Origin of the sequence: Paenibacillus taichungensis (assembly GCF_047302525.1) — a bacterium.
GTDB lineage: Bacteria > Bacillota > Bacilli > Paenibacillales > Paenibacillaceae > Paenibacillus > Paenibacillus taichungensis_B.
Genome location: NZ_CP168020.1, coordinates 3667743 through 3690769, shown reverse-complemented (window position 1 = coordinate 3690769; position 23027 = coordinate 3667743). Strand labels below are relative to the sequence as shown.

Here is a 23027-nt window from a genome sequence, read left to right as displayed (position 1 = left end):
AATGTCGTATATCGTTGATTTTAAAAATGTGTCTACGGTCGGATTAGAGTCCTCACCGGTAGCAGCAGCGCTTGCAGGTTTGCGTGCGAATGAAGCCCGTTATTTTATGAACAAATATAAGCATGAATTTACGGTTGTTTCCGCTAGCGAAAGTCAGGACACTCTGGATTACGTGAAGCGAATTTTGAAGGAAGAACGTGATATTGAGTTTGCGGCCAAGCCCTTGGAGACGTCTGCTTTTCAAGTAGAAAACATTCGATTTTCCTACGTCTTTTATGAAGATGGTCTTGGACTCAATGTCATGTATACGGTCGATGACCCTAAGAAGCGGGCCGTTGGTTTTAAGCTTTCTGAGGGGATGGAAGTTCCAGGGGAGTTAGAAGGGAAGTTTAAGTTTGCCAGACAGAAATCTAAGTTAGCTGGAACCATTCGGGGCTCGTATTTTGTAATAAAGAGAGAGTATTGAAGTGGGGAAAAGCACATGTGCAGGCAACAGAGCATAGTCCCATTGAAAGTCGCTATATTAGCGGCTTTTTTTGTTTTTTCGGTACAACTAGCTTTGAAGAATTTCTTTCTTAGTTTCATCTAAGAAAGCGGCTAGTGCCGGTGTAATGAGGGTTTCTTTTCGTTTAACAAACATGGTCGTTACTGAAGAGTACTTGTCTGGTAAGGAGTGGCAGGTTACCTTTCCACGAACTTCATAATCCGCAATGATGGAATAAGGCAGTAAAGTAATGCCCATGCCTGCACTAACACAAGCAATTATCGTTTCGAGGGTTCCAAATTCCATTAATTTCACAGGCAATAATCCTTCTTCTTGTAGGAGAGTGTTAAGCTTGGCTCGGTATGAACATCCTTTGGGAAAAACCAGCATCGTATGATTTTGTAAATCATGAATCGATTGTATCAGGGGATGTTTTGATGAAGTAACAAGAACAAGCCTCTCTTCAATGACTTTGTCTTGCGTGAGATCTGGGTGTTCTATAGGACCGGAAACAAAAGCCCCATGCAGTTCATAATGAAGGATTCCATGAAGTAGCTTTTCTGTGGGTCCTGTAACTAAAGAGAAATCTACATTCGGATATTTCAAATGATATTGCGCGAAAACGGAAGGAAGCCGGACTGCTGCTGTTGTTTCCATAGAACCGATTACCAGAGGACCTGAAGGAATGGAACTGCTTCCTACTGCGGCTTTAGCTTCGTTAATGGTATTTAGAATCTTTTCGGCGTAAGCTACTAAAACATGTCCAGAAGGAGTAAGTGTAACTCCTTTTTTGTGACGGTAAAATAATACGGTCTGAAGATCGGCCTCTAACTGTTGAATTTTGTGTGTAACATTGGATTGAGCATAATTTAGTTTTTTCGCTGTTTTGGAAATACTTCCTTCATGAGCGGTTTGAATGAAAATCTCCAACAAGTGAATATCCAAGTTAACCCTCCTTTAGAATTCAATCTATCTGAAATCATGATATATAACATCTGATTTACGGATTATACAAGATGGATAAACTCGATGTAAACTATAAAGAATGGAGTCTGAATTGATGGGGAGGGAACCTTGATGTCTATTCAATTAAACAGTAAGTTCTGTGAAAGCTTCAATATTCGTTATCCAATCGTTCTTGCGGGGATGGCCGGTATTGCAAACATGGCACCCCTAGTTGCTGCGGTTTCTAATGCAGGTGGTTTAGGTACGCTAGGCGCTGCGTATATGAGCCCTGAAGAACTAAGACATGCCATACACGAAATTAAAAAACGGACTCACGCATCGTTTGCCATAAATATTTTTGCTCATGTTGGACCGGATCACTATACGAATTTTGATGCGGTAAACGAAGAGTTGACCCCAATTCGAGAATCCTTGGGTGTGAAGCAGCGTGCTCAAGATGAAATACGTACACCCAATCATTTTGAAGAACAGTTTGCCATCTTGTTGGACGAAAAAGTTTCGATTATTAGTACGACGTTTGGATTGCTTTCCGAGTCTCATATGCAGAAAGCAAAATCATTAGGGATCAAAATTATGAGTAAGGTCACCACGGTAGAGGAAGCTATTCAAGCGGAGAAGCGCGGATGTGATGTCATTGTTGCACAAGGTAGTGAAGCAGGAGGGCATCGAGGAACTTTTGATGTATCATCTCAGCCCAGTGGAGCAAATATCGGAACCATGGCACTTGTCCCACAAATTGTAGATCATGTCCATATTCCAGTCCTTGCCGCCGGCGGAATTATGGATGGCAGAGGACTGGTGGCTTCACTCGCTTTGGGAGCACAAGGGGTGCAAATGGGGACTCGATTTTTGACATCCATAGAGTCTGGCGCACATGAGGTATATAAACGTGCATTGCTTGATAGCACAGAGGAAAGTACTGTAATTACAAATGCTTTTTCTGGACGGCCAGCGCGTGGCATCAAGAACGACTTTATACAACATTGGGAAGCATCCAGTATTAAGCCGCTAACCTTTCCTACCCAAAATACATTAACTCGAGAGATCAGGAATGCTTCTGCTGAGCAAAATAATCCCGAGTATATGGCCCTTTGGGCAGGTCAGGGAACCAGAATGTTAACAGATAACCAATCTGCAGGCGATATCATTAATCAAATTGTAGAAGAGGCCAGAAATATAATTTAGTTGTGATTATAATTTCATATCCAGCGAATAGCGATCGCGAAATACTGATAAATGGTGGAGCTCATGTCCAACCATAATAAAGGCGATCGATCGAGCCGAAGCAGGGTTATCACTGACGATCCCTCTGAAGAGCCAAGCTTCCGGCGTGAGGTGACGGAGCATAAGAATGGTTGAGCGGCGTGTGACCGCATATTCTTCGTTCAAATCGGCCACGGTATACGCATTGAAGGGATGGGTCTGCATAAGCACATCCTGATTGTAGCCGGGATGATTCGCTTTGTCGCCTCTGGCGATGCGAAGCAGTCGGCTACTCATGATGCGTTCGTTATCCAAAAGGTGGCCGATGACCTCCTTCACGCTCCATTTGCCTTCGGCATAACGATAGTTTGCTTGCTCCTCTGTCAATGAAGAAAGCAAAGTTTGTACGATGTTGGCTTGCAGCTCTAACCGTTCGATGATGTTCCCTTCAGGAACAAGCTGGATGTACCCTTCATAAAAAGCTGCATACTCCTCTGTAGTCGGTCTTTCAACCATGTAAATGCCTCCTTTGGGATTCGTAGCTCTGGAATATATTGTAGCATATATCTTACTTCCAGCATTGAAATTGGCCCCTCCGCTTTAAGGACGGAAGGGCCGTTTCATGTAATTTGAGCAGTTATATGGTTTGGTTGTTCCACTTTCACTCCGTACGTCGTATCCCTTTTTGTTGAACAAATTTCTCCAAAACCGAAAAATCCTCAGTCACTTCTTTGAATGGCAACGTGTCCAGCACCTGTTCCCGGTAATTCTTTTTTGCCGCAGCGCTGAGACGTGAGTCAAGTATGCTGAGTATGCCAAGGTCCGTTTCACTACGAATCAAGCGTCCAGTTCCTTGCCGTAACCGGAGAAGCATATCCGGTACAAACACTTCCATAAACGGATTCTTCGTTACAGATGCCTTATATTCATAAATAGGATCCGAAGGAACAGGGAAGGGCAGACGGAAAATAATGACCTGCGACAGGTCGGATCCCTCGATATTCACACCTTCCCAGAATACACCGGTACTTAGGAGTACACCTTTGCTTTTCCTGAATTCGGTGATGACACTGTCCTGGGAAGATCCCTCTTTTTGAACATGGACTGCCCATGTATACTCATTCGTCCTCGAAATCAACTTCTTATGAATGTACTTCATGTCCTCCTTTGCGGAGAAAAGGACGATTGTTCTTCCTTGTGTTAAATTACAGAGTTGAACCAATTCTTTGTAGGCTGCTTCAAGATAGTTTTCACGCTGATCATGGTGGTAATATGGAACTTTGTTGGAGATGTACATCATGGCATGGTTGGTGTAGTCAAAAGGGGAGGATTTGCGATCCATAAAATCACCCTTATAACCGAGGGAATTCGTCAAATAAGAGTATTGTTCCTCCGGCGTATGCCCACCTTGGCACAGCGTTGCCGACGTTAGGATAACAGGCGCCTTGCCATTAAATAAAGCGTACTTCAGAAATTGGCTTATATCTTTGGGACAGATGCTGATCGTGGCTACTCCCAGGGGACTGCTTGCCCATATGAGATAGTTATCCTCTATTTCAGCCAAGACATTGATGAGGGTTATAAGCCCGTTTATAGATTCAAAAGCATCATCAATCTCCCGTTCGTGGCGGGAGGTCAAAATGGAAAGGCGAAGACTGAGATCTTTCAAATCGTTTGAGACTTGGTTTAACGGTATTCCTTTGATCTCAGACACTTTTATACGGTCGCTATCCTGCTTGGCATGGTGGAGCAGATCTGCATTTACCTGTTTGAAGATTCGTTCAACACATTTTTTTATAAACTTGGATTGTGAAAAGAGACTTTTATCCCCGGACTGCTTCGTGAGAAGCTGCACTGTGTTATCCAGAATGCGGCAGATTCCCCGATAAGTGAACTCGAGCGTTCTGGCATCTCGAACTTTTGTTTCCAGATTATGCGCTTCATCAATGACGATCAGAGCAGGCTGTTCCGAGATGATACTCCTGGTTCCTTCTTTTTTCTTCATCAAATCCCGTATGAGTAGGTCCTGGTTCACAATAATAAAATCAATCTCGTGAGCCTTTGCATTTAATTTAGCTCTCATATCGTAAAACAAGCATGCATTTTTATGATGGCAACGTTCAAATTTGCAATCATTTACGGAAACGTTGGACCATTCGGCATCACTAATTCCAACTTTAATATCCGCTCTTTCATCAATTTCAAAATCTAAAATGCGCTGGGCAAGGGTAGACAGTGAGGAGTTCGGATCATCAGGCCTGATCCATTCCGCGGCCCTACTTCGGCAGGCATACTGGCCCATACCTTTCCCAACGACGGAGCGAACCGTTGTGAAGCCCAAACGGCTACCAATGACCCTTAAATCTTTATGTATCTGTTCCGAAAGCTGAATGGAGGATGTAGCTATAATGACCGGTTTCTGTGACATTTGATTCATGAGCAGGCTCGGTATCAGGTAGCCAAAAGACTTGCCGATTCCGACACCAGCTTCAATCATGGCGTGATGCCCATGGATATAAGCATCGGCTATATCGAGAGACATTTCTTGCTGCCCGATTCGCTCTCTAAGGCCAATTCGAGGAAACCGATCATAGATTCGGAAGATGGCGTTAACCAAAGATCGTTCGATTTCCTTTTTCGATTCCCGTTTATTTATCTTATAGAGATCATTTAACCAGTTCATAACGATCGCCCCCTTCCAAATGAATGATCCTCTTGTAAGGAATTTTTTAGTCAAACTGTAATTATCTTAGATGCTGCGACAACAGTCAAGTGTTCATAGGGGTCTATCATGTACCAGGGCGATAAGAGCAGCGACCAATCGCAACAAAATGTATATCAATAGCGTCTATTCTTCTTACAAAGAACAGCAACAGGAGTGAAACAGATGCAACTAAAAATGATGACAATATGCGGTGCCGTTCTCGGTTCTTTGCTCATATGGGCAGGAAGTGCAGATGCGAAAGAACGTTTTAATGATCTACAGCATTCAAAGTGGGCAGAAGATGGTATCGAGTATATGGCCAAACGAGGAACAGTCGCAGGATATGGAAATGGAATATTTAAGCCCCAAGGGCTGGTAACAAGGGCGCAAGCCGTCACGTTTATGGTGCGGGAGCTTTATCCTCAACAGCTAGAGAAATCGGTGGAAGATACGACTTATTCGGATGTTCCGACAACTCACCCCTTTTATCGGGAAATCGCGATAGCATCAAAAAACGGACTGGCCAGCGGATTTCCTGGCGGCTCCTTCCGTCCGGATGCACCGCTTAGCCGCGCCGAAACTGCGGCATTCCTTACGCGTGCGTATTCACTCTTAGAGGGCAAGCAACCAGCCAATTGGTCAGATACGAAACAACATTGGGCTGAAGCACCCATTCTTATCTTGAGCTCGAACGGCTTGGTCGGCGGATATTCGGATGGTACTTATCGTCCAGATCAAACGGTCACTCGTGCTGAATATGCCGTATTTATGTCACGAGTGATTCGGTTCGAACGCGAAGCAGCCATTCGTACACAAGATTGGGACAAGCTGATATCCTATATGACCGTAAGCGAGCAAGTCGGCCAGATGCTTATGCCGGACATTAGGCAATGGAACGGTAAAGTGACTACGACCGTTAATGAAGGACTGAAACGCAGCATTCATGATCAAGATTTGGGCGGGCTTATTCTTTTCGACAAAAACATTGTAGACATCAGGCAGCTTACAACGTTCACACATGATTTGCAAAGGGAAGTCGGCGACATTCCTTTATTTCTTAGCATCGACCAAGAAGGAGGCGTCGTTAAGCGGATACCGGGCGGGACGAATCTGCCGGGGCAAATGGCGCTTGGCGCAACGGGAGATACAGCACTGGCTGAAGCAGCTGGTCGGCTGACAGGGGAGGAGCTGAAGGCACTGGGGCTACAGGTCAACTTTGCGCCGGTGCTCGACATTAACAGCAATCCAGACAACCCAATCATTGGCATACGATCGTTTGGCTCAGACGCGGATTTGGTGATGCGGCTTGGCCTCGCAACGATAAAGGGCCTACAGCAATCAGGGGTGATCGCGGCAGTCAAGCATTTTCCGGGGCATGGGGATACCACCGTAGACTCCCATCTCGGTATGCCGGTGCTAACGCATAATCGCGCGCGACTTGATGCGGTAGAATTAAAACCATTTCGGGATGCGATTGAAAACGGGGTCGAGATGATCATGACTGCACACATTGCTTTCCCTGCCATTGATAACGAGCATGTCACTTCGCTCAAAGACGGAAAGAGTGTGCCCATACCTGCCACCTTATCCAAAAAGGTGCTGACCGGACTGCTTCGGGGGGAGCTGGGATACGAAGGTCTGATCATTTCTGACGCTTTTACCATGAATGCGATCGCGGAGCATTTTGGAGAGAACAAAGCCGTGGAACGTGCTGTTTCCGCAGGTGTTGATATCATCCTTATGCCAAAAGATTCGGCAGCTGCACATCAAACGCTGGTGAACGCAGTGAAGAGCGGGAAGATTCCGGACGAAACCATTCATGCTTCAGTGAAGCGAATTTTGGAGCTGAAAGCCAAATATGGTTTGTTTGAACGCAGCCAGACTCTAGCGCAACAGCTAAACGCGCTTAACGGTGTCATTGGATCGAAGCAGCATCGGGCGGTGGAGCAGGAAATCGCAGAGCGAGCGGTCACCGTATTGGCCAGCCGCGAGGGTATGCCTCCGGATCAAATTCAGCAAGGCGATCGGGTCGTCATTCTCGCAGCTGAACAGGAACAGGCAAAGCAGCTTGAAAAACAACTGATACAAGCTGCCAATAACCTATCCCTAAAGACAGACATTTCTCTTATGGGACAAGGGAAGACGAACGAAGCACTTCAGGCGATTGGACAAGCCGACTACGTCATTCTCGCTTCTTACCAGTTCCGTAACGTGGCCAGTGAGTTCAGTTGGTCCGATTATCAAACCTTGATTGATACGATGAACAGGCGTAATCAGCGATACTCCCTATTTTCGCTTGGCAACCCCTACGAGATGATTTATTTGCAGAATGTGCGATCAGGGCTTGCCGTGTATGGAAAGCAAGAGCCCAATACGACAGCAGGGATCAAAGTGCTGGTTGACCAACGGAAACCTGGGGGCAAGTTACCTGTGAGAACTGGAACGTAACCGGAAAGTTTTTTGAGGGAATGGTGCTCGATGGAGGAGCGGATACTCAGATTATCGCGAAACAGGGTGATCACACAAGAGCGAACAGGGCACACCAGTGCTTTGTTCGCTTTTCTTAATCAACGGTTGGAATAGATTAATTGAAATTCTTGTAATAAACCAAATGGTCTGTCCACTCATCGTTTTGTGTATAAATCCTTTGCGAACACATTCAAATTCCATGCCTACACGTTCTGCAAGTTTCATAGAAGGTGTATTATCCAAATTAATATGGGCTTCTACACGGTGGAATTTCAAATGTTCAAATGCAATATGAAAAGCTTCATGTACTGCTTCTTTGCCGTAGCCTTTTCTCCAATACGGATTCTGGATGGTATATCCGAAGCTTCCCCACTGAAAATCAGATCTTGCTAAGGTAGCAATATCAATCATACCCGGATGTGTATCATCTTCCTTTCTAAATACACCAAACACATAAACGGCATCTGTACGCGCTAACTCTTGGTTTATCATAGGATACCTTTGATGAGAACAACAATAAAAGAAACATTCATTTTATTAGCAACCACAGTTCGAAATAGGGCGGCTAGACACCTTTGCAACAATTGGTTTAATGGTAAAATAATTAAAATGGCACATGTTGGAGGATGCTCATGTATAAACTGATGATCGTAGATGATGAACTTCTAATGCGAGTTGGAATTCGTTCCATGCTGAATTGGGAAGAGCACAATTTCTATGTTGCTGGAGAAGCGGGAAACGGCAAGGAAGCATTGGAACTCGCACTAGAAGTGAGCCCTGATCTAATTATTACGGATATCAAGATGCCAATCATGGACGGGCTAGAGCTCATACATGAGGCATCTAGTTTACTGAAAGCCTGCAAATATGTCATCCTGAGTAATTTTGACGAATTCCATTATGTAAAAGAGGCGATGAAGCTTGGCGCTGTAGACTACTTGATTAAAAGTGAGATTACAGAAACCGCTCTAATCGATCTCCTATCCACCATTGAAGAGAAACTACAAAGTGAACGTGGCAGTCAGACCAACGTACGATTTATGACACCAGACTATTCCAAGAGCCTGAGACATCTAAAGGATAGCTTCTTCCAAGATATTGTAAGCGGATTCATAAATGAAAAGGATATGGTTTCCAAAGCTGAAGAAATGCATTTTCGTATACGATCAGACAAATTGGTCGTCATCCAGTTTATTGTGAACTATTACGAGGAAGCGAAGAGGAAATATGTCGAGAAGGGGGAAAAACTACTTCGATTCTCTATTCTGAATATTATGGAAGAGATCATTCCATCCAAATGGGAGAAAGAGATTTTCGTAGAAAGCTCATCTGCATATTGGGTTATTGTCAATGTTCTTCCTGGGAGTGAGTCTGTGCAAGCCGATCTAAACAAACTATGTAATAAGCTTCTGTCTTCAATTAAGGATTTTATGAATCTGTCACTCTCAGCGGGTGTAAGTACAATCGTTTCCGGTTTCCATGGTATAAGGAAGGCATGTCAAGAAGCGGAATTCTCCCTAAAACAAAGTTTCTTTCAAGGCAGTAACCAGATACTGTATTACGCGGACGTGATTCAAGCTCCAGCTCGGAAAGAAGTGAATGGAATGCTCAGTCCAGAGCAAGAACGAGATTTCCTCAAATTATGGGTGAGTAAAGACAACAAAAAGGCGGAGGAATTCCTTGAAGAAATTCGCTCTGATCTTGAGGTGCAACGAGCAGATGAGAGCAGTATTCGCAAGCAATATATCATGGTGATGGAAACCATACACTCCCATCTGTCACGAGCTACTGAAAGAGGTAAGCCTTCATTTACGCAGAGATCGCCTTATGAAGTCGTTTTGAAGGGAGAGTATTGGGAGGATATTCACCAAGATATGCTGGCTCATATCGCGTATTACTTTAAAACAGATTCCCTAATTATGCAGGAACGTTCCTACACAGACCTCGCTATTGAGCTGATGGACAAGTATTATGCCGAGGATATCTCGTTGCAAAGTATCGCTAGCCAAATCAGTGTCAATCCTTCATACCTCAGCCGATTGTTTAAGCAGGAAAAAGGAGAGAACTTTATCACGTACTTGACACGAGTCCGGATTGAACATGCCAAGGCTTACCTATTGAGCAAGGAACTGAGAGTATATGAAATCGCTAACAAGGTGGGCTACCATAATTACACGTACTTCAGTAAGATTTTTAAAAAATCGGTAGGATTCACTCCTGAGGAATATCGAGAACGACAGCAGGGATTAATGTAATCCGTGAATAGAGGTGCAGCATATGAAGCATGCCAGGCTCTTACGAATCAAGTACAAAATCATGGTGATATGCATTACAGTGATCATTCTTCCAGTACTTGTGATGACGATTAGTTCGTATTACTCCTCTGAGCGATTATTGGCACAAAATTACACAAATCTGCTCACCGATCTGGCCAAGCAGACGAATATTCGTATCGACGAGTTCCTAAAGGAGATTGAAAAAATCACGCTTCTTGCCGGTAATGGACTTAGCAACAATTTATCTGCAACCCATGAAGGAAGCTTTCCGATCCAGGATTTCCTGCGAGAGGGTGATGAACAAAATGAGATTGCCGCATACAATATTTTGATGAATTATATCATGATGAAGGATCGCGTATTCTCCATCTACCTCTACAATTTGAACGGGGGACAAGATTTGTTCGTCAGTCCTAACCAGCCTATTGACCCGGACTTCAAAGTGGCGAACGAGTTGTGGTTCAAAAAATTCATGCATGATAATGATCGAACCATCACGTTGACAACCCGAATAGATGAGCAATCGGAGAATAAAATTCTGGCGGTGTCACATGCTCGTAAAATTCATGATGTGGCTAGCGGGAAACTGCTTGGCGTGATCGTGGTCAGTATTGATATAAAGTTCATCGAAATCGTTAATCGTAACTTGCAGGAAGGGCTACGTTCCAGGTTCATGATTGTTGATGAGAATGACAAGATTGTATATAACGTGAATGACCGATTAATCGGTACATTGTTTCGGGACAACGTTCGTCCACCCGAATCATTGAATGTTGTGGTGACCAGTCCACTTAGTCAGCAGAAGTGGACAACTTACTTATATATGCCTTTGGATGAGCTGACTGCCGATGGCAAAATATTAGGACATAATCTGGTGACACTGGCCATTGTCCTGGTTCTTTTTGCTGCCATCCTTTCGATTTTTCTATCTCATGTCATCACCACCCCCATAAAGAAACTGCTGCGCAATATTGCCTTGGTCGAGAAGGGGCAGTTCGAACAAGTCGAATATATTCGTTCTCACGATGAGATTGGGCATTTATCGGTTCGATTTAACAAGATGTCACATGAATTGAAGCGTATGGTTGAGCGGATACAGCAGGAAGAAATAGAGAAAGCAAAGGCTGAGATGCGTGCGCTTCACGACCAGATCAAGCCTCATTTTCTGTATAATACACTGGGTTCAGTAAAATGGATCGCCTCCATGCAGCAGGCTGACAAAATCGTAGAAATGACAGATGCATTAATCTCGATGCTTCGTTATGCAACAAGATCCGATGGAACCCTTGTAACGATTCGTGAAGAAATCGATAATATAGCGAATTACGTGACGATCCAGAATGTCAGGTACTACGACTGTATTCAGATGAAGTATGAGATTGAGGATAGACTGCTCGATTATCATATGCCCAAAATGATTCTGCAACCCATTGTGGAGAATGCGATCTTTCACGGTCTGGCCGAACTTGAAGAAGACGGAGTCATTACCATTCGGATTCAACCACGGGGCAGAGATATTGTGATCGAAGTCTGCGATAATGGCATTGGTATGGATCAACATACGATCCAGAACTTTATGGAAGATAAGCTCGAAGCAGACAAAGGAACAGGAATCGGCCTGCATAATGTGCAGCGGCGTATTCAACTTCATTTTGGCAAGCCTTATGGAATACAGGTGGCTAGTCAGATTGGAGAAGGTACGACTTTTACCATTCTGCTACCTGCCATCATAGAAATAACGTAGTCATACATGGATTCTGCATACGTTTACCATAGTAGAATGATTCCAACTATGTTTCGTAGGGTGAACACACCAAAAGAGCTTGCAGGATTAACTGCAAGCTCTTTTAATTATCCTTTGACGCTACCGAGTACCAAACCCTTGGTAAAGTATTTCTGCAAGAACGGATAAACGAGCAAAATCGGAATGGCACCCAAGAACATTTGAGCAGCGCGTCCAGTTCTGGCGTTCATCATAGATAACAGTTGAGTATAATCGGATCCAGATTTTAGCATGATTTGCTCAAAGCTCTGCAGCAGGGTCTGCAGGTAGCTTTGTAATGGATAATTGGCTGGATTGTTCATATAGATAATGCCATCGAACCATGAATTCCAATGGCCGACGATACTGAACAAACCGACCGTTGCGAGAGCGGGCTTGAGTAGCGGTAGTAGAATACGAAGCAATACCTGTATAGGCCCGGCACCGTCGATAATCGCTGATTCTTCAATCTCCTCTGGCAAACCTCTAATGAAATTCATAAGAATAATCATACTAAATACGGGGAGAGCTCCGGGCAGGATCAGAGACCAAATCGAATCAATCAATCCCATTTTGACGACCACCAGATAGGTAGGAATTAATCCTCCACTAAATAACATGGTCACAATGAAAAATCCCATATAGATATTACGGCCCATCAATTTTTGTTTGGATTTGGAAAGTGGATAGGCGGTGAGCACGATCAGAACCAGATTCACAAACGTTCCGAGAACGGTTCGTTGGATCGCCACCCAGAGAGAGGAGAAAAATGACCCTCCAGTTAATGCAAATTCATAAGCCTTAGTCGTGAATTCGACTGGCCAGAAGGTAACACTGCCCGCGGATACAGCGGAACTGCTACTGAATGAAACAGCCAACAGGTTGATAAATGGGAGGATACAGAGTAGGGAGATTAGAAGCAATATCGTGTAGTTTAGGATATGGAACAAACGCCTGCTCATACCTTTATCATAGATCATAGTGATAGTTCCTCCTTAGAAGATACGATAGCCGGCTACCCTGTAAGCCAGGAAGTACGATACGGCAACCAGAACACTGGAAATGATGGATTTAAATAATCCGACAGCGGTACCGATCGAATACTGTGCCTGCTGAATTCCCAGACGGTATACATAGGTATCAATAATATCTCCCGTCTGATACACGACAGGGGAATACAGGTTATAGATTTGGTCAAATCCGGCATTGAGGACGTTACCAAGTGACAATACAGTCATTAAGACAATCGTTGGCATGAGAAGAGGTAAAGTGATGTAGATGGTCTGCTTCCATCGCTTGGCTCCATCAATTACCGCGGCCTCATATAGACCAGGGTCAATACTGGTTAGGGCTGCTAAATATACAACCGTGCCGAATCCGAAGCCTTTCCAGATATCACTCACGATCATGGTCCAAGGGAAGATGGACGGTGTGCCCAGAAAAGAGATAGGTGCAATCCCGAATACGCCTAGAAATGTGTTAATGATGCCATCGGAGCTAAGTATATCCAGCATGATGCCAGCCATAATGACCCAAGACAGAAAGTTCGGAATATAAACAAGGGTTTGAAATGTACGTTTGACACCACTGTTCAACACTTCGTTAAGCAGTAATGCGAAAATAACAGGCACGATAATGCCACCGATAATCTTGAAGACGGACATATACAGTGTATTCCAGATGGTTCTTACGAAGTTCGGCTGACTAAATACATGTGAAAAATTGTCCCATCCAACCCATGGAGAGTTAAAGCCGAGACCCGGATTGTATTTTTGAAATGCAATAATAAGCCCATAAAAAGGGATGTAGCTAAAGATGAAGACCAAGACTAGGCTCGGGATCAACATGAGATGGTAGGGACTCTGCTGCTTCCATTTTCTCAGCATTCATATTCCTCCGTTCTTGGCAACCGCATTATTATCTTCCATAGGCGTCATTGACTGCCTGGGTTACTTGATCGCCTCCAGCTGCTCGCCAATTCTGGACGACAACATCGAAATAATCGATACTTTCACTACCCATGATGATCTTGGTGAAGCCTTCTGTCAGGATATCATCCAGCGTTGTACCGTAACTCGACAGCACCTCCGGTGAAACACCCCATAGCGCCGTCTTTGTGTAGTTCTCGCTATCGAGTACTTTCTTAGCCAGACCATACGCATTCTTTGGAGCACCTTGTTGCAAATAATCACCGACTGCTCCCGGTGTTGCATTCTTCATAAACTCAACACTGTTGTTATATTTCTGCCACATTCCCGAAGTTGTGAGTCCACTGGTATCCTTGGATTGAAGAGCTGCTGATACAGCCTCGAACTGCTCGTAATCTGAATTCGGATTAAGTACACGGAACGCCCCGACCACATGGGCAATATCGTTGTCCAGCAAAGCGGATAGTGTTTCTTTGGACTCCTTGCCATTGCCTTCATCAACGATATAAGCATAGTCGTTCAAAATCTTAATCACTTCTTGAGGGCTTTTGAATCCCTTTTTCATGACAATATAATTGTTGTTGGCGAAAAAAATGGATTGTTTCGCTTCCTTACCATCAATGGTAGGGATGATATACGGATAAAAGATCGCGTCTTTACCCAGATTGGCTACTGTATCAACACCAGGATTATAACCCCACCACTGGTAATAAGGCTGTACGCCAACTTTGCCGGCTACGATATCCGCGTTCATCGCATTAAAGTCTTTGATTGCAAATTCCGGGTCAATGATACCTTGCTTGTACCATTCCGACCACTCAGCCAGTGCATTCTTCATCTCAGGCTGGACTGAGCCATACACTAATTTCCCACTGTTATCCTCCATCCACATATCTGGATGCGCATTCCATGCAATGGCGAGCAGGTTTAGGTAATCGAGTGATTGATCTACTGCTATGCCATATCCGCCGTGCTTTTCTATAAATTTCAGTGCAATGTTCTTGATGTCTTTCACAGATTTCGGATCTTGGAGACCCAGTTCTTCTTTCCAATCGTTTCGAATCCAGATGAAATCGGGTTGTTCAATTAATCCCCAGTGCATCTGCGGTAACCCGTACAGTTTGCCGTCCTTTTTACCAGATTCATAGCTATCCGCATCCGTTTCCATATAGCCTTTGAGACGTTCTGAAGCGTGTTGTTCAAAGACATCGGTAAGGTCCATTACCATATCTGCTTCGACTAGCTGCCTTAATTGTGATGGATTAACCCTAAACACGTCGGGGAGATCATTCGATGCTATAGCCAAATTCAATTTGGTATCATACTCATCGCTGACCCAGTCTGTTTTGACATCGATATTAAACTGCTCTTTGTATCGCTTAATCCACACATTGTTTGTGATATCATCGCCCTTTGGATATTTGGCAGAAGTATATTCTGACGTTACGGTGTGGATGGTTGTTATTCCGCCCTCGTTGGCATCCGAATCGGTATTGGATGTACTTTTCTCGGTGCTGCTTCCATTCGTACAGGCGGCGACCAATAAGGTCGACAGGCATAAAGACAACATCAAAGTTTTGGTTTTCTTGTTCATTTCCTTTCCCCCTTAAGCGTCATATTTGAATACGTTTTCTTGAAAATAGTCTAAACGAGAAAGGGAGAACGGGATATAAAGGTTATTGACGAGAACCCGCATATTTTTTTACTTTTGGGTTAAAGCGGAGAAATGATAAAAGTGGGTTGTGCACTTTTTTTACTTTTCACCAAATCTTTTTTTACTCATGGCCCAATGACAACGACCCAGATATTTTGATTCGGTATTATTACGTGGCAGCAGTGTTAACAAAAATAATAGAATAATCTGGAATTGTAGGATAAGATATATACATCTGAACAAAAAGGAGCGAATTTCAATGACTAACAAGGTGATTGTGCTTTAGGTTCACGGAAGGATATTTGCGGCATAGGGATTCCTTTTGTGGACATTGCAGTGCGGGAAACCGTCCCGACAATGTTTACTGGAGGAGATTATTATTAACTTTAACGAAGCTGTTAACATCAGCAATACGCATGTACTGGAATTAGTATCCGAGCTGTTTCATCTGGAGGGTTACAACATTCAGCTTATTCCGCCTCATGAGGGTGGGCGGAATGTCGTTTACACCTGTGAGCAAGAGGGGTGTGAATCGCTAATTCTCCGAATTTCATTCTTGCCTGACAGAAACCGCGAAGATTACATTGCCGAATTGGAATATGTCCAGTATCTGTTTGATCATGGAGCCAGCGTTTCGAATGTAGTGAGTTCCAAGAAAGGCAATCTGCTGGAAGAGATTACTTATGATCATCATACGTTCTTTGTCAGCCTGTTTAACAAGGCAAAGGGAAAGATGCTAGTAGAGAACAATTATCAGTATCGGGAAGGCGTTCCAATTACCGAGCACTATTATAATTGCGGTAAAGTCCTGGGGAAAATGCACCAAGTATCGAAAGAGTATAGTCCCGTCCATCGCCGGCATCATTTTTTTGACAATTACAAAGGTGAATATATCAATAACTTGATACCTGAATCATTCTCGCTGCTTAAGGAGAAGATGGTCGAACTGCTGAATACTTTAAAAGGTTTGGATACAAACCAGGAAACATTCGGGATGACCCATTTCGATTATAACGATGGGAATTACTCGATTGATTTTGATACCGGTCAAATCACGGTGTATGATTTCGATAATTCATGCTTCGGTTGGTATATGTATGATCTGGCAGATCTATGGACACACGGTGTGGGCTGGATACAATTTGAACCAGACGCCGGTAAACGCAAAGCGTTCATGCGTGATTATTTTGAAACCGCCCTCGCTGGTTATACTTCCGAAACCAAGATCGAAGATTCGATGTTGGAGAAGCTGCCTTTATTTATTCAAGTCACCCTCTTGGAGAATATTTTAGGTCAATTTGAGGAAATGCAGCATACTGGCGAAGAACCGGAAGATAACGAAGAAGTGTTGTATCTCATTAAATGTCTGGAAGAGGATATACCGTACAGGGGATTTTTCCATGACATGTATTCGAGTGAAGCACCCTTTACGTTATGAGGAACGCTGAAGGGACATACACCTGAAGCATGAATAACCAGTGACTAAACAAAGAGGCAGCCGGCATAGACCGGTTGCCTCTTCGTTTATCTACAGGACTCTATTCAAATTTGGAAGGAGGCACGTTGTAAAATTTTTTAAATGCTTTGGAGAAGGTGAAGGGATCGGGATAGCCCAGAAATCCGGCAATCTGCTGGACCGTATATTTTTTCTCGTACAGATAGTCCCGTGCCCGGTTCATCTTGATTTGATTGATGTACTGTCCCGGCGTAATACCCAGAATTTTCTTGAACAAAGAAATGAAATATTTCTCAGAGACACCGGCAATGGCTGCAAGTTCGTTAACTCGGATGACACGGTGCAGATTCGCATCCACGTATGGGAATACGTTCTGCAGAACCTCCAGACTTCCTTCCGTTTTCCTCGGTTTTTGGTCTTTTATAAATTCACCGTTATACAGACCTTGCCCGTGAAGCTCCAAAATTTTTGCAATGACGAGAAGCAGAGAAGCCTTCAAATAGAGTGGACTTCCGGAAGCGCCGCTATCCTGCTTGAACCTTCGATAGGACGAGGTGAACAGTGTTGATTCCTCCCGAACCAGGTTGCTAGGTACGATGCCCGGCAGTTGAAACTCGCCCAGAATTCGCTTTTGCTCAGCAATGCTGAAATCAAAGTGCATGTATATGAATCGGCACAGCTCTCCAGTCGTGGAAGCAATATAGGGCATATCCGGATAAAAAAACACTACGTCACCCGGGTCCGCCATATGTTCGATCCCATCGATGGTAATCTTGACGGAGCCTGCTGTAATAAACCACAGATCATAATCGGAATGTGACTTGTGCTCAATCCAATTGCTGTCGTGAGTTTGTTCCAAATAAGAGCTCATGCGAAGTGTGATATACTCCGAAAGTTCATCGATTATACTCATATTTACAGTCCTTGCATGCATCTAATTCATCTCCTTCATCTCCACTTTATGACATCCTTCGATTCTCACTAATATAACAAAGGGTTCATCTCTTGTTAATCATCGTACCATATGACATGTATTGAAAACTATCACACATTCCGATCTCAGACTACTCGCCTATAATGAACTTATATCGTTAAGAGGAGGGGTTCGTAATGAATGGTACAAACATACAGCACCCAAAGGTAGTCGTTATTGGAGCAGGCAGCCTGTTTTTCGGTCGTCAATCCATCTGGCAGATGGTTCACTCACCATACTTGAACCAGGGAACTTTGGCTTTAGTGGATACGGACGAGGAGCGGCTCTCGAAAATGGTAACACTGGCAGAGAGGGTCGCCCGGGAGAACAACGTATCCTTAAAGATTGAGGGCTCGGTGGACCGAAGACAAGTGCTTCCAGGAGCTGACTTCGTTGTGCTTAGCTTTGCAGAGCAATCAGTCAAATATCGGGGAATTGACTGCCAAGTCTCTCTAAAGTATGGCATTCGCATGTGTTCCGGAGATACGATTGGCCCGGGTGGGATCTTTAGGGCAATGAGAGAACTCCCGGTTATTATGGAATGCGCCAGAGACATTGAAGAGCTATGCCCTGATGCATGGGTAATTAATTATATTAATCCGTCTACCGTTCATGGCATCGCATTACATCGCTATGCGCCGAAGCTAAAATCGTTTGCCTTGTGCGATAGTCATCATATGCCGCATAAGAAAGCCTATTATGCTGTAAGAGCCGGAATCATCGAAAAGACAGACGAGTTCACCAATGAGATTGACCAGAAATTCGATTTCCGCATCGCTGGCGTCAATCATTTCACTTGGCTGCTTAAAGCGGAATTCGAAGGTAAAAATGTGATGCCCCTAATCGCGGAAGCCATGCGCAAAATGGCAGGTGATGAGAACAACGGCGGTGATCGCGGCGCAAAAGCTATTTTTAACGATGCTATTACCTACGAACTGTATGATATTTTCGGAATCATTCCCACTTGCACCGCGCATACGAAGGAATACGTTCGGTATTGGCAAGGTCTGGGCAAGACTACAGACGCAATTCCGCCATTATCCATCTGGGAGACAGAGGACAGGTATCAGCGTCACGATGAAATGTGGCGTCAGGTGGATGACTTTCTTGCGGGAAATATCCCGATTGCCGATTACATGAGCACCTTTGGCCCGGATCATGCGACTGATATCATTGAGAACATGGTAGGAAATTTGGGGAAGAAGTTTTTCATCAATACGCTTAATCAAGGCGCGGTAACCAATATGAATGCAGATTCGTTCCTGGAGGTGCTGTGCGACGTGGGCATGGATGGAGTGAAGCCAGTTCATGTAGGCGAGATGCCGCGCGGTGTAAGAGGTATGCAAGAACTTGTACTGGATACGCATGAGCTTACGGTCGAAGCTGTTCTGGAACAGAGCTACGAGAAGCTGAGAAGGGCGATGCTCACCGATCCACTCGTGAATTCCATCAGTGACGCGGACAAGATCATTCATGAATTATTGGAACTGGAGCGTGATATGATTCCCGACGTCTGGTACAAGGACAGACTGCAGTATAGCTAAGATATAGATAACGATAAAAGACCACGTAGTTTCCTTCAGAAGGGTTAACGTGGTCTTTGGTTTTATTAAGAAATCCTAGTGTCGAGCAATCCCGCTTCGTGGAAGTCGTTGCCAAGGAAGCCTACGAACGCGGATTGGGATCTCGCACGACGGCGAAGGGGTCTTATAATGACGCATATACGTACAAATTATTCAGATTGCTGAAGATGGCTGACCTCAATTTCGTTTCCAATCCTCTGGTCAACATTCACCTGCAAGGACGCTTCGACACGTATCCAAAAAGAAGAGGTCTGACACGTGTCAAAGAGCTGCAGGAAACTGGTCTTAACGTGTGCTTCGGTCATGATGACATTTTCGATCCATGGTATCCGCTAGGAACGGGCAACATGCTCCAAGTACTGCACATGGGTATTCATGCTTCGCAGTTGCTGGATTATGATCAAATCGTAAATTCGGTCGATCTCATTACGAAAAACAGCGCAAGAACGTTGCATATCGAGGATGTATACGGCATTGAAATGGGAAAACCTGCCAACTTCATTGTTCTTGAAGCAGAGAACGAATACGAGGCTGTTCGCAAACAGGCTGGTGTACTCTACTCGTATAGAGGTGGCCGCAAAATCGCGGAAACAAAACCGCGGGACACGTCGATCATTCTTGAAGGTGGTTCGGAGAAGGATACTTTCAATAAATAATCAAATGAAAAGTGCGATGCATCAACCAGAGTACTCGCATTAGCCAAAAAATCCCCTCAGGGTGGACAGGTCAATAGAGATTCCATGATTGTGGACTCTCACTGTACAAAAGAGCGGATTTTTGGTGTTCCGTTTTGAAAGTCGAGATAGAGACGAGAGAAAGTCCTCACAATGAAGCTGTGACGGCATTTTTTAATTTGGATACGCCTTCCTGTAGTTGAACATCTGACAAATGTGCAAATGATAAATAGATACCATACTTCGTACCGTCAGGCGTTGAACTGCTGACTTCTGAGTATACAACCCCTTCTGACCTAGCCGATGTCCGAAAGACTTCATAAGTGGACGCATCACCTCGCCACCAGCCAAACACGTGCAGACCCGCTTCATTTTCCACCCAATCAAACCAGATGGAGAGTTGCTGGTTCAAAAGTTTGAGTAACAGATGAAATTTGCGACTGTATAAACGATTCATCCTACGCAGATGACGCTCATATTGGCCGCTTGTCATAAATGCTGCTAATGCCCGCTGCTCGATCAGATTGACGGGTCTTGGCTCGTATAATGCCTGTGCTTTTCTAAAGGTGTCTGCCAAAGTGGGGGGGAGAACCACATAACCAAGCCGTACTTCTAAAGGCAAGGTTTTCGTGAAGCTGCCCAGGTAGATTACGCGTCCCGCTTTATCAAGTGTTTTCAGCGGTTCAACATGCATTCCGCGATATCGGAATTCACTATCATAATCATCCTCCACAATCATAGCATCATGACGATGTGCCCAGTCCAGCAATGTTTGTCTGCGTTCAAGGCTGAGCATTTCGCCAGTAGGAAATTGTCGTGATGGTGTGACAAACAACATACGTGCATCCCAGTTTTGGGGAACAACGCCTTGACCATCGAGATTGGCTTCAATCAACTTTGCACCTGCAGCCAAAATGGCTTGTGAAATTCCGATATAACAAGGACTTTCCGTCACTACATGATCCCCAGGATCTGCAAGTAATTGAGTGAGTAGAGCTATAGCTTGCATAGAACCTGCAGTCACTGCAATGTGATCTGCATCGACTTGAATCCCCCGCATCCGCCGTAGGTAGGCAGCAATGGCTTCTCGCAATTTCGGCTCCCCTGTTGAACTAACAAGAGCAGAGGTTGTTTCTATGTGATGCTCTCGATTTCGTATCTCAGCATACAATCGATTGTTCCATTCATCGTAAGGGAATTTGGAGAAATCAGGCTGGTATTTGCTAAAGTCAATAACTTCGTCGCCCTCTAGTCTGGAATCACTTTTTTGTGCAATTGTTTGTGAATTCCTTTGAGTTGTGTGCTGTTCAAACTGCTGAATACGATTCCCCCAGGCTGATAAGTGATGAGCGCAAGCTTTCACGGTGGACGCATCATTGCTTAAATCCAACTGATAAGCAACAAAGGTTCCTCTTCCATGCTCTGAATGAATGTAACCTTGAGCAGTCAACGTATCGTATACCTGATTCACTGTTCCTCGGGAAATGTGATACGTGGCAGCTAACTCTCTCGTAGATGGTAACTTCTCGCCATGCACCAGATTACCTTCATGAATAGCATCACGAATGGCATGGTAGAGAGCCTTCATCTTGGTATATTTTCGGTTCAAATATGAACTGTAAGCTACATGGAATTGCATATGCCCTCCAGAGGTTATTTTAGAAGTGGTACAATAAAAACCAAAAATATTGGATCTTTTTAGTTGTCCATTCTCATTTTATACTAAATCATAGGTTGAAGTGAAACAATAAAGTTAAATAGGAGGAATACAATCATGCAAACAGGTACAGATCGTGTAAAAAGAGGAATGGCTGAGATGCAAAAAGGCGGCGTCATCATGGACGTCATGAATGCAGAGCAAGCTAAAATCGCTGAAGCGGCAGGGGCAACAGCTGTTATGGCTCTTGAACGGGTACCCTCCGATATTCGCGCAGCTGGCGGTGTAGCTCGCATGGCAGATCCAACCATCGTGGAAGAGGTTATGAAGGTTGTATCTATTCCGGTTATGGCCAAGGCGCGTATCGGTCATTACATAGAAGCCAAAGTGCTTGAATCTCTAGGTGTGGACTATCTCGATGAAAGTGAAGTTCTTACGCCTGCAGACGAAGTGTTCCATATCGATAAACATGAGTTCACTGTACCATTAGTATGTGGAGCCAAAGATTTGGGAGAAGCTCTGCGTCGTATTGGCGAAGGCGCATCGATGATTCGTACAAAAGGTGAGCCTGGAACGGGCAACATTGTTGAGGCAGTTCGTCATATGCGTCTGATTAACAGCCAGATCCGCAAAGTGAAAAACATGTCCAAGGATGAGTTATACGCTGAAGCAAAAAATCTGGGCGTAGCTTATGAATTACTGCGCGATGTTCATGAAAATGGAAAACTTCCTGTCGTTAACTTTGCAGCAGGCGGTGTAGCCACTCCGGCAGACGCTGCACTAATGATGCATCTGGGAGCAGACGGTGTGTTTGTAGGATCCGGTATTTTCAAATCAGATAACCCTGAGAAATTCGCTCGTGCAATCGTTGAAGCTACAACACATTACACGGATTACAAACTGATTGCCGAAGTATCCAAAAACTTGGGTGCCCCTATGAAAGGCATTGAAATTTCTAAATTGGCTCCAGAAGAGCGCATGTCCAACCGCGGTTGGTAAGCTTAAATAGAACAGTAATTTTAAAGTATTGTTATGATTCTACACAACGCTGTATATGAGTATTGAGCCTGAATGAAGTAGGAATGGATATCAAGAAAAGCCGATCAATGGATAAAATTGATCGGCTTTGTTGTGCTTTAGGGTCTGAATCATGCGTTTCATCTTAATTTCGCCCTTAAACCTGTGATAAAATAGTATATTTGAGAGTGAAATTCAGCATCGATGTCGATGAAAGGCGG

The 23027-nt window shown here is 44.2% G+C and carries 17 protein-coding genes and 1 pseudogene; 9 read left to right on the top strand and 9 right to left on the bottom strand.

Features of this window, described 5'->3' with window-relative positions; translation table 11 throughout:
- Position 1 precedes the first annotated feature (1 nt).
- Positions 2–466, top strand: coding sequence for a phage tail protein (locus tag ACDJ58_RS16410; protein WP_413371945.1), 465 nt, complete (start codon positions 2–4; stop codon positions 464–466).
- A gap of 87 nt (positions 467–553) precedes the next feature.
- Here ACDJ58_RS16410 and ACDJ58_RS16405 read toward each other — a convergent pair whose 3' ends face one another.
- Positions 554–1429 (bottom strand): LysR family transcriptional regulator, encoded by an 876-nt coding sequence (locus ACDJ58_RS16405; RefSeq protein ID WP_413371944.1) that lies wholly within the window; start codon positions 1427–1429, stop codon positions 554–556.
- A gap of 132 nt (positions 1430–1561) precedes the next feature.
- Here ACDJ58_RS16405 and ACDJ58_RS16400 point away from each other — a divergent pair, with 132 nt between their 5' ends.
- Positions 1562–2635, top strand: a complete 1074-nt coding sequence (locus ACDJ58_RS16400; protein WP_413371943.1) for an NAD(P)H-dependent flavin oxidoreductase — start codon at positions 1562–1564, stop codon at positions 2633–2635.
- A gap of 6 nt (positions 2636–2641) precedes the next feature.
- On the opposite strand, the gene ACDJ58_RS16395 is transcribed toward ACDJ58_RS16400, so the two are convergent.
- Positions 2642–3169 (bottom strand): DinB family protein, encoded by a 528-nt coding sequence (locus tag ACDJ58_RS16395; RefSeq protein WP_413371942.1) that lies wholly within the window; start codon positions 3167–3169, stop codon positions 2642–2644.
- Between the two features lie 145 nt (positions 3170–3314).
- Positions 3315–5336, bottom strand: a complete 2022-nt coding sequence (locus ACDJ58_RS16390) for an ATP-dependent DNA helicase (protein ID WP_413371941.1) — start codon at positions 5334–5336, stop codon at positions 3315–3317.
- Positions 5337–5540: 204 nt separating this feature from the next.
- Between ACDJ58_RS16390 and ACDJ58_RS16385 the strand changes: the two genes are divergently transcribed.
- Positions 5541–7805, top strand: a complete 2265-nt coding sequence (locus ACDJ58_RS16385) for a glycoside hydrolase family 3 N-terminal domain-containing protein (RefSeq protein ID WP_413371939.1) — start codon at positions 5541–5543, stop codon at positions 7803–7805.
- A 136-nt stretch (positions 7806–7941) separates the two neighbouring features.
- Here ACDJ58_RS16385 and ACDJ58_RS16380 read toward each other — a convergent pair.
- A pseudogene (locus tag ACDJ58_RS16380) lies at positions 7942–8312 on the bottom strand (GNAT family N-acetyltransferase); the annotation flags it as partial.
- 146 nt (positions 8313–8458) lie between these two features.
- Here ACDJ58_RS16380 and ACDJ58_RS16375 point away from each other — a divergent pair.
- A complete protein-coding gene (locus ACDJ58_RS16375) occupies positions 8459–10081 on the top strand; it encodes a response regulator transcription factor (protein WP_413371938.1) in 1623 nt (540 codons plus the stop codon).
- 22 nt (positions 10082–10103) lie between these two features.
- Complete coding sequence (locus tag ACDJ58_RS16370) at positions 10104–11846, top strand: cache domain-containing sensor histidine kinase (RefSeq protein WP_413371937.1); 1743 nt, start codon at positions 10104–10106, stop codon at positions 11844–11846.
- Between the two features lie 107 nt (positions 11847–11953).
- Here ACDJ58_RS16370 and ACDJ58_RS16365 read toward each other — a convergent pair whose 3' ends face one another.
- From ACDJ58_RS16365 to ACDJ58_RS16355, 3 genes are read right to left on the bottom strand one after another with little or no spacing between them, the layout of a single operon-like run.
- Complete coding sequence (locus ACDJ58_RS16365; RefSeq protein ID WP_413371936.1) at positions 11954–12844, bottom strand: carbohydrate ABC transporter permease; 891 nt, start codon at positions 12842–12844, stop codon at positions 11954–11956.
- Positions 12845–12859: 15 nt separating this feature from the next.
- On the bottom strand, positions 12860–13750 hold the full coding sequence (locus tag ACDJ58_RS16360) for an ABC transporter permease (protein WP_063562660.1): 891 nt from the start codon (positions 13748–13750) through the stop codon (positions 12860–12862).
- A 31-nt stretch (positions 13751–13781) separates the two neighbouring features.
- Entirely contained in the window at positions 13782–15386 is a 1605-nt protein-coding gene (locus tag ACDJ58_RS16355; RefSeq protein WP_413371935.1) for a hypothetical protein, read from the bottom strand.
- Positions 15387–15768: 382 nt separating this feature from the next.
- On the opposite strand from ACDJ58_RS16355, the gene ACDJ58_RS16350 reads away from it, so the two are divergent.
- Complete coding sequence (locus ACDJ58_RS16350; protein WP_413371933.1) at positions 15769–16884, top strand: phosphotransferase enzyme family protein; 1116 nt, start codon at positions 15769–15771, stop codon at positions 16882–16884.
- 100 nt (positions 16885–16984) lie between these two features.
- On the opposite strand, the gene ACDJ58_RS16345 is transcribed toward ACDJ58_RS16350, so the two are convergent.
- Positions 16985–17836 carry an AraC family transcriptional regulator gene (locus ACDJ58_RS16345; RefSeq protein WP_413371932.1) on the bottom strand — a complete coding sequence of 284 codons (852 nt, stop codon included), beginning with the start codon at positions 17834–17836 and terminating at the stop codon, positions 16985–16987.
- 176 nt (positions 17837–18012) lie between these two features.
- On the opposite strand from ACDJ58_RS16345, the gene ACDJ58_RS16340 reads away from it, so the two are divergent.
- Both ACDJ58_RS16340 and ACDJ58_RS16335 read left to right on the top strand, forming a co-directional pair.
- Complete coding sequence (locus ACDJ58_RS16340; protein WP_413371931.1) at positions 18013–19419, top strand: glycoside hydrolase family 4; 1407 nt, start codon at positions 18013–18015, stop codon at positions 19417–19419.
- A 56-nt stretch (positions 19420–19475) separates the two neighbouring features.
- Positions 19476–20114, top strand: coding sequence for an amidohydrolase family protein (locus ACDJ58_RS16335; protein WP_413371930.1), 639 nt, complete (start codon positions 19476–19478; stop codon positions 20112–20114).
- Positions 20115–20280: 166 nt separating this feature from the next.
- Here the strand turns inward: ACDJ58_RS16335 and ACDJ58_RS16330 are convergent, their stop codons facing one another.
- Positions 20281–21771, bottom strand: a complete 1491-nt coding sequence (locus ACDJ58_RS16330; protein WP_413371928.1) for a PLP-dependent aminotransferase family protein — start codon at positions 21769–21771, stop codon at positions 20281–20283.
- Between the two features lie 132 nt (positions 21772–21903).
- Here ACDJ58_RS16330 and pdxS point away from each other — a divergent pair, with 132 nt between their 5' ends.
- Positions 21904–22788 (top strand): pyridoxal 5'-phosphate synthase lyase subunit PdxS, encoded by an 885-nt coding sequence (gene pdxS, locus ACDJ58_RS16325; protein ID WP_413379697.1) that lies wholly within the window; start codon positions 21904–21906, stop codon positions 22786–22788.
- Positions 22789–23027: the final 239 nt, after the last annotated feature.

Excerpts from the sequence above, each read along its gene's own strand:
- ACDJ58_RS16345 (WP_413371932.1), bottom strand. The coding sequence starts at position 17,836 with ATGCATGCAAGGACTGTAAATATGAGTATAATCGATGAACTTTCGGAG.
- ACDJ58_RS16375 (WP_413371938.1), top strand. The coding sequence starts at position 8,459 with ATGTATAAACTGATGATCGTAGATGATGAACTTCTAATGCGAGTTGGA.
- ACDJ58_RS16330 (WP_413371928.1), bottom strand. The coding sequence starts at position 21,771 with ATGCAATTCCATGTAGCTTACAGTTCATATTTGAACCGAAAATATACC.
- ACDJ58_RS16365 (WP_413371936.1), bottom strand. The coding sequence starts at position 12,844 with ATGATCTATGATAAAGGTATGAGCAGGCGTTTGTTCCATATCCTAAAC.
- ACDJ58_RS16370 (WP_413371937.1), top strand. The coding sequence starts at position 10,104 with ATGAAGCATGCCAGGCTCTTACGAATCAAGTACAAAATCATGGTGATA.
- ACDJ58_RS16340 (WP_413371931.1), top strand. The coding sequence starts at position 18,013 with ATGAATGGTACAAACATACAGCACCCAAAGGTAGTCGTTATTGGAGCA.
- ACDJ58_RS16355 (WP_413371935.1), bottom strand. The coding sequence starts at position 15,386 with ATGAACAAGAAAACCAAAACTTTGATGTTGTCTTTATGCCTGTCGACC.
- ACDJ58_RS16400 (WP_413371943.1), top strand. The coding sequence starts at position 1,562 with ATGTCTATTCAATTAAACAGTAAGTTCTGTGAAAGCTTCAATATTCGT.
- ACDJ58_RS16395 (WP_413371942.1), bottom strand. The coding sequence starts at position 3,169 with ATGGTTGAAAGACCGACTACAGAGGAGTATGCAGCTTTTTATGAAGGG.
- ACDJ58_RS16385 (WP_413371939.1), top strand. The coding sequence starts at position 5,541 with ATGCAACTAAAAATGATGACAATATGCGGTGCCGTTCTCGGTTCTTTG.
- ACDJ58_RS16360 (WP_063562660.1), bottom strand. The coding sequence starts at position 13,750 with ATGCTGAGAAAATGGAAGCAGCAGAGTCCCTACCATCTCATGTTGATC.
- ACDJ58_RS16410 (WP_413371945.1), top strand. The coding sequence starts at position 2 with ATGTCGTATATCGTTGATTTTAAAAATGTGTCTACGGTCGGATTAGAG.
- ACDJ58_RS16390 (WP_413371941.1), bottom strand. The coding sequence starts at position 5,336 with ATGAACTGGTTAAATGATCTCTATAAGATAAATAAACGGGAATCGAAA.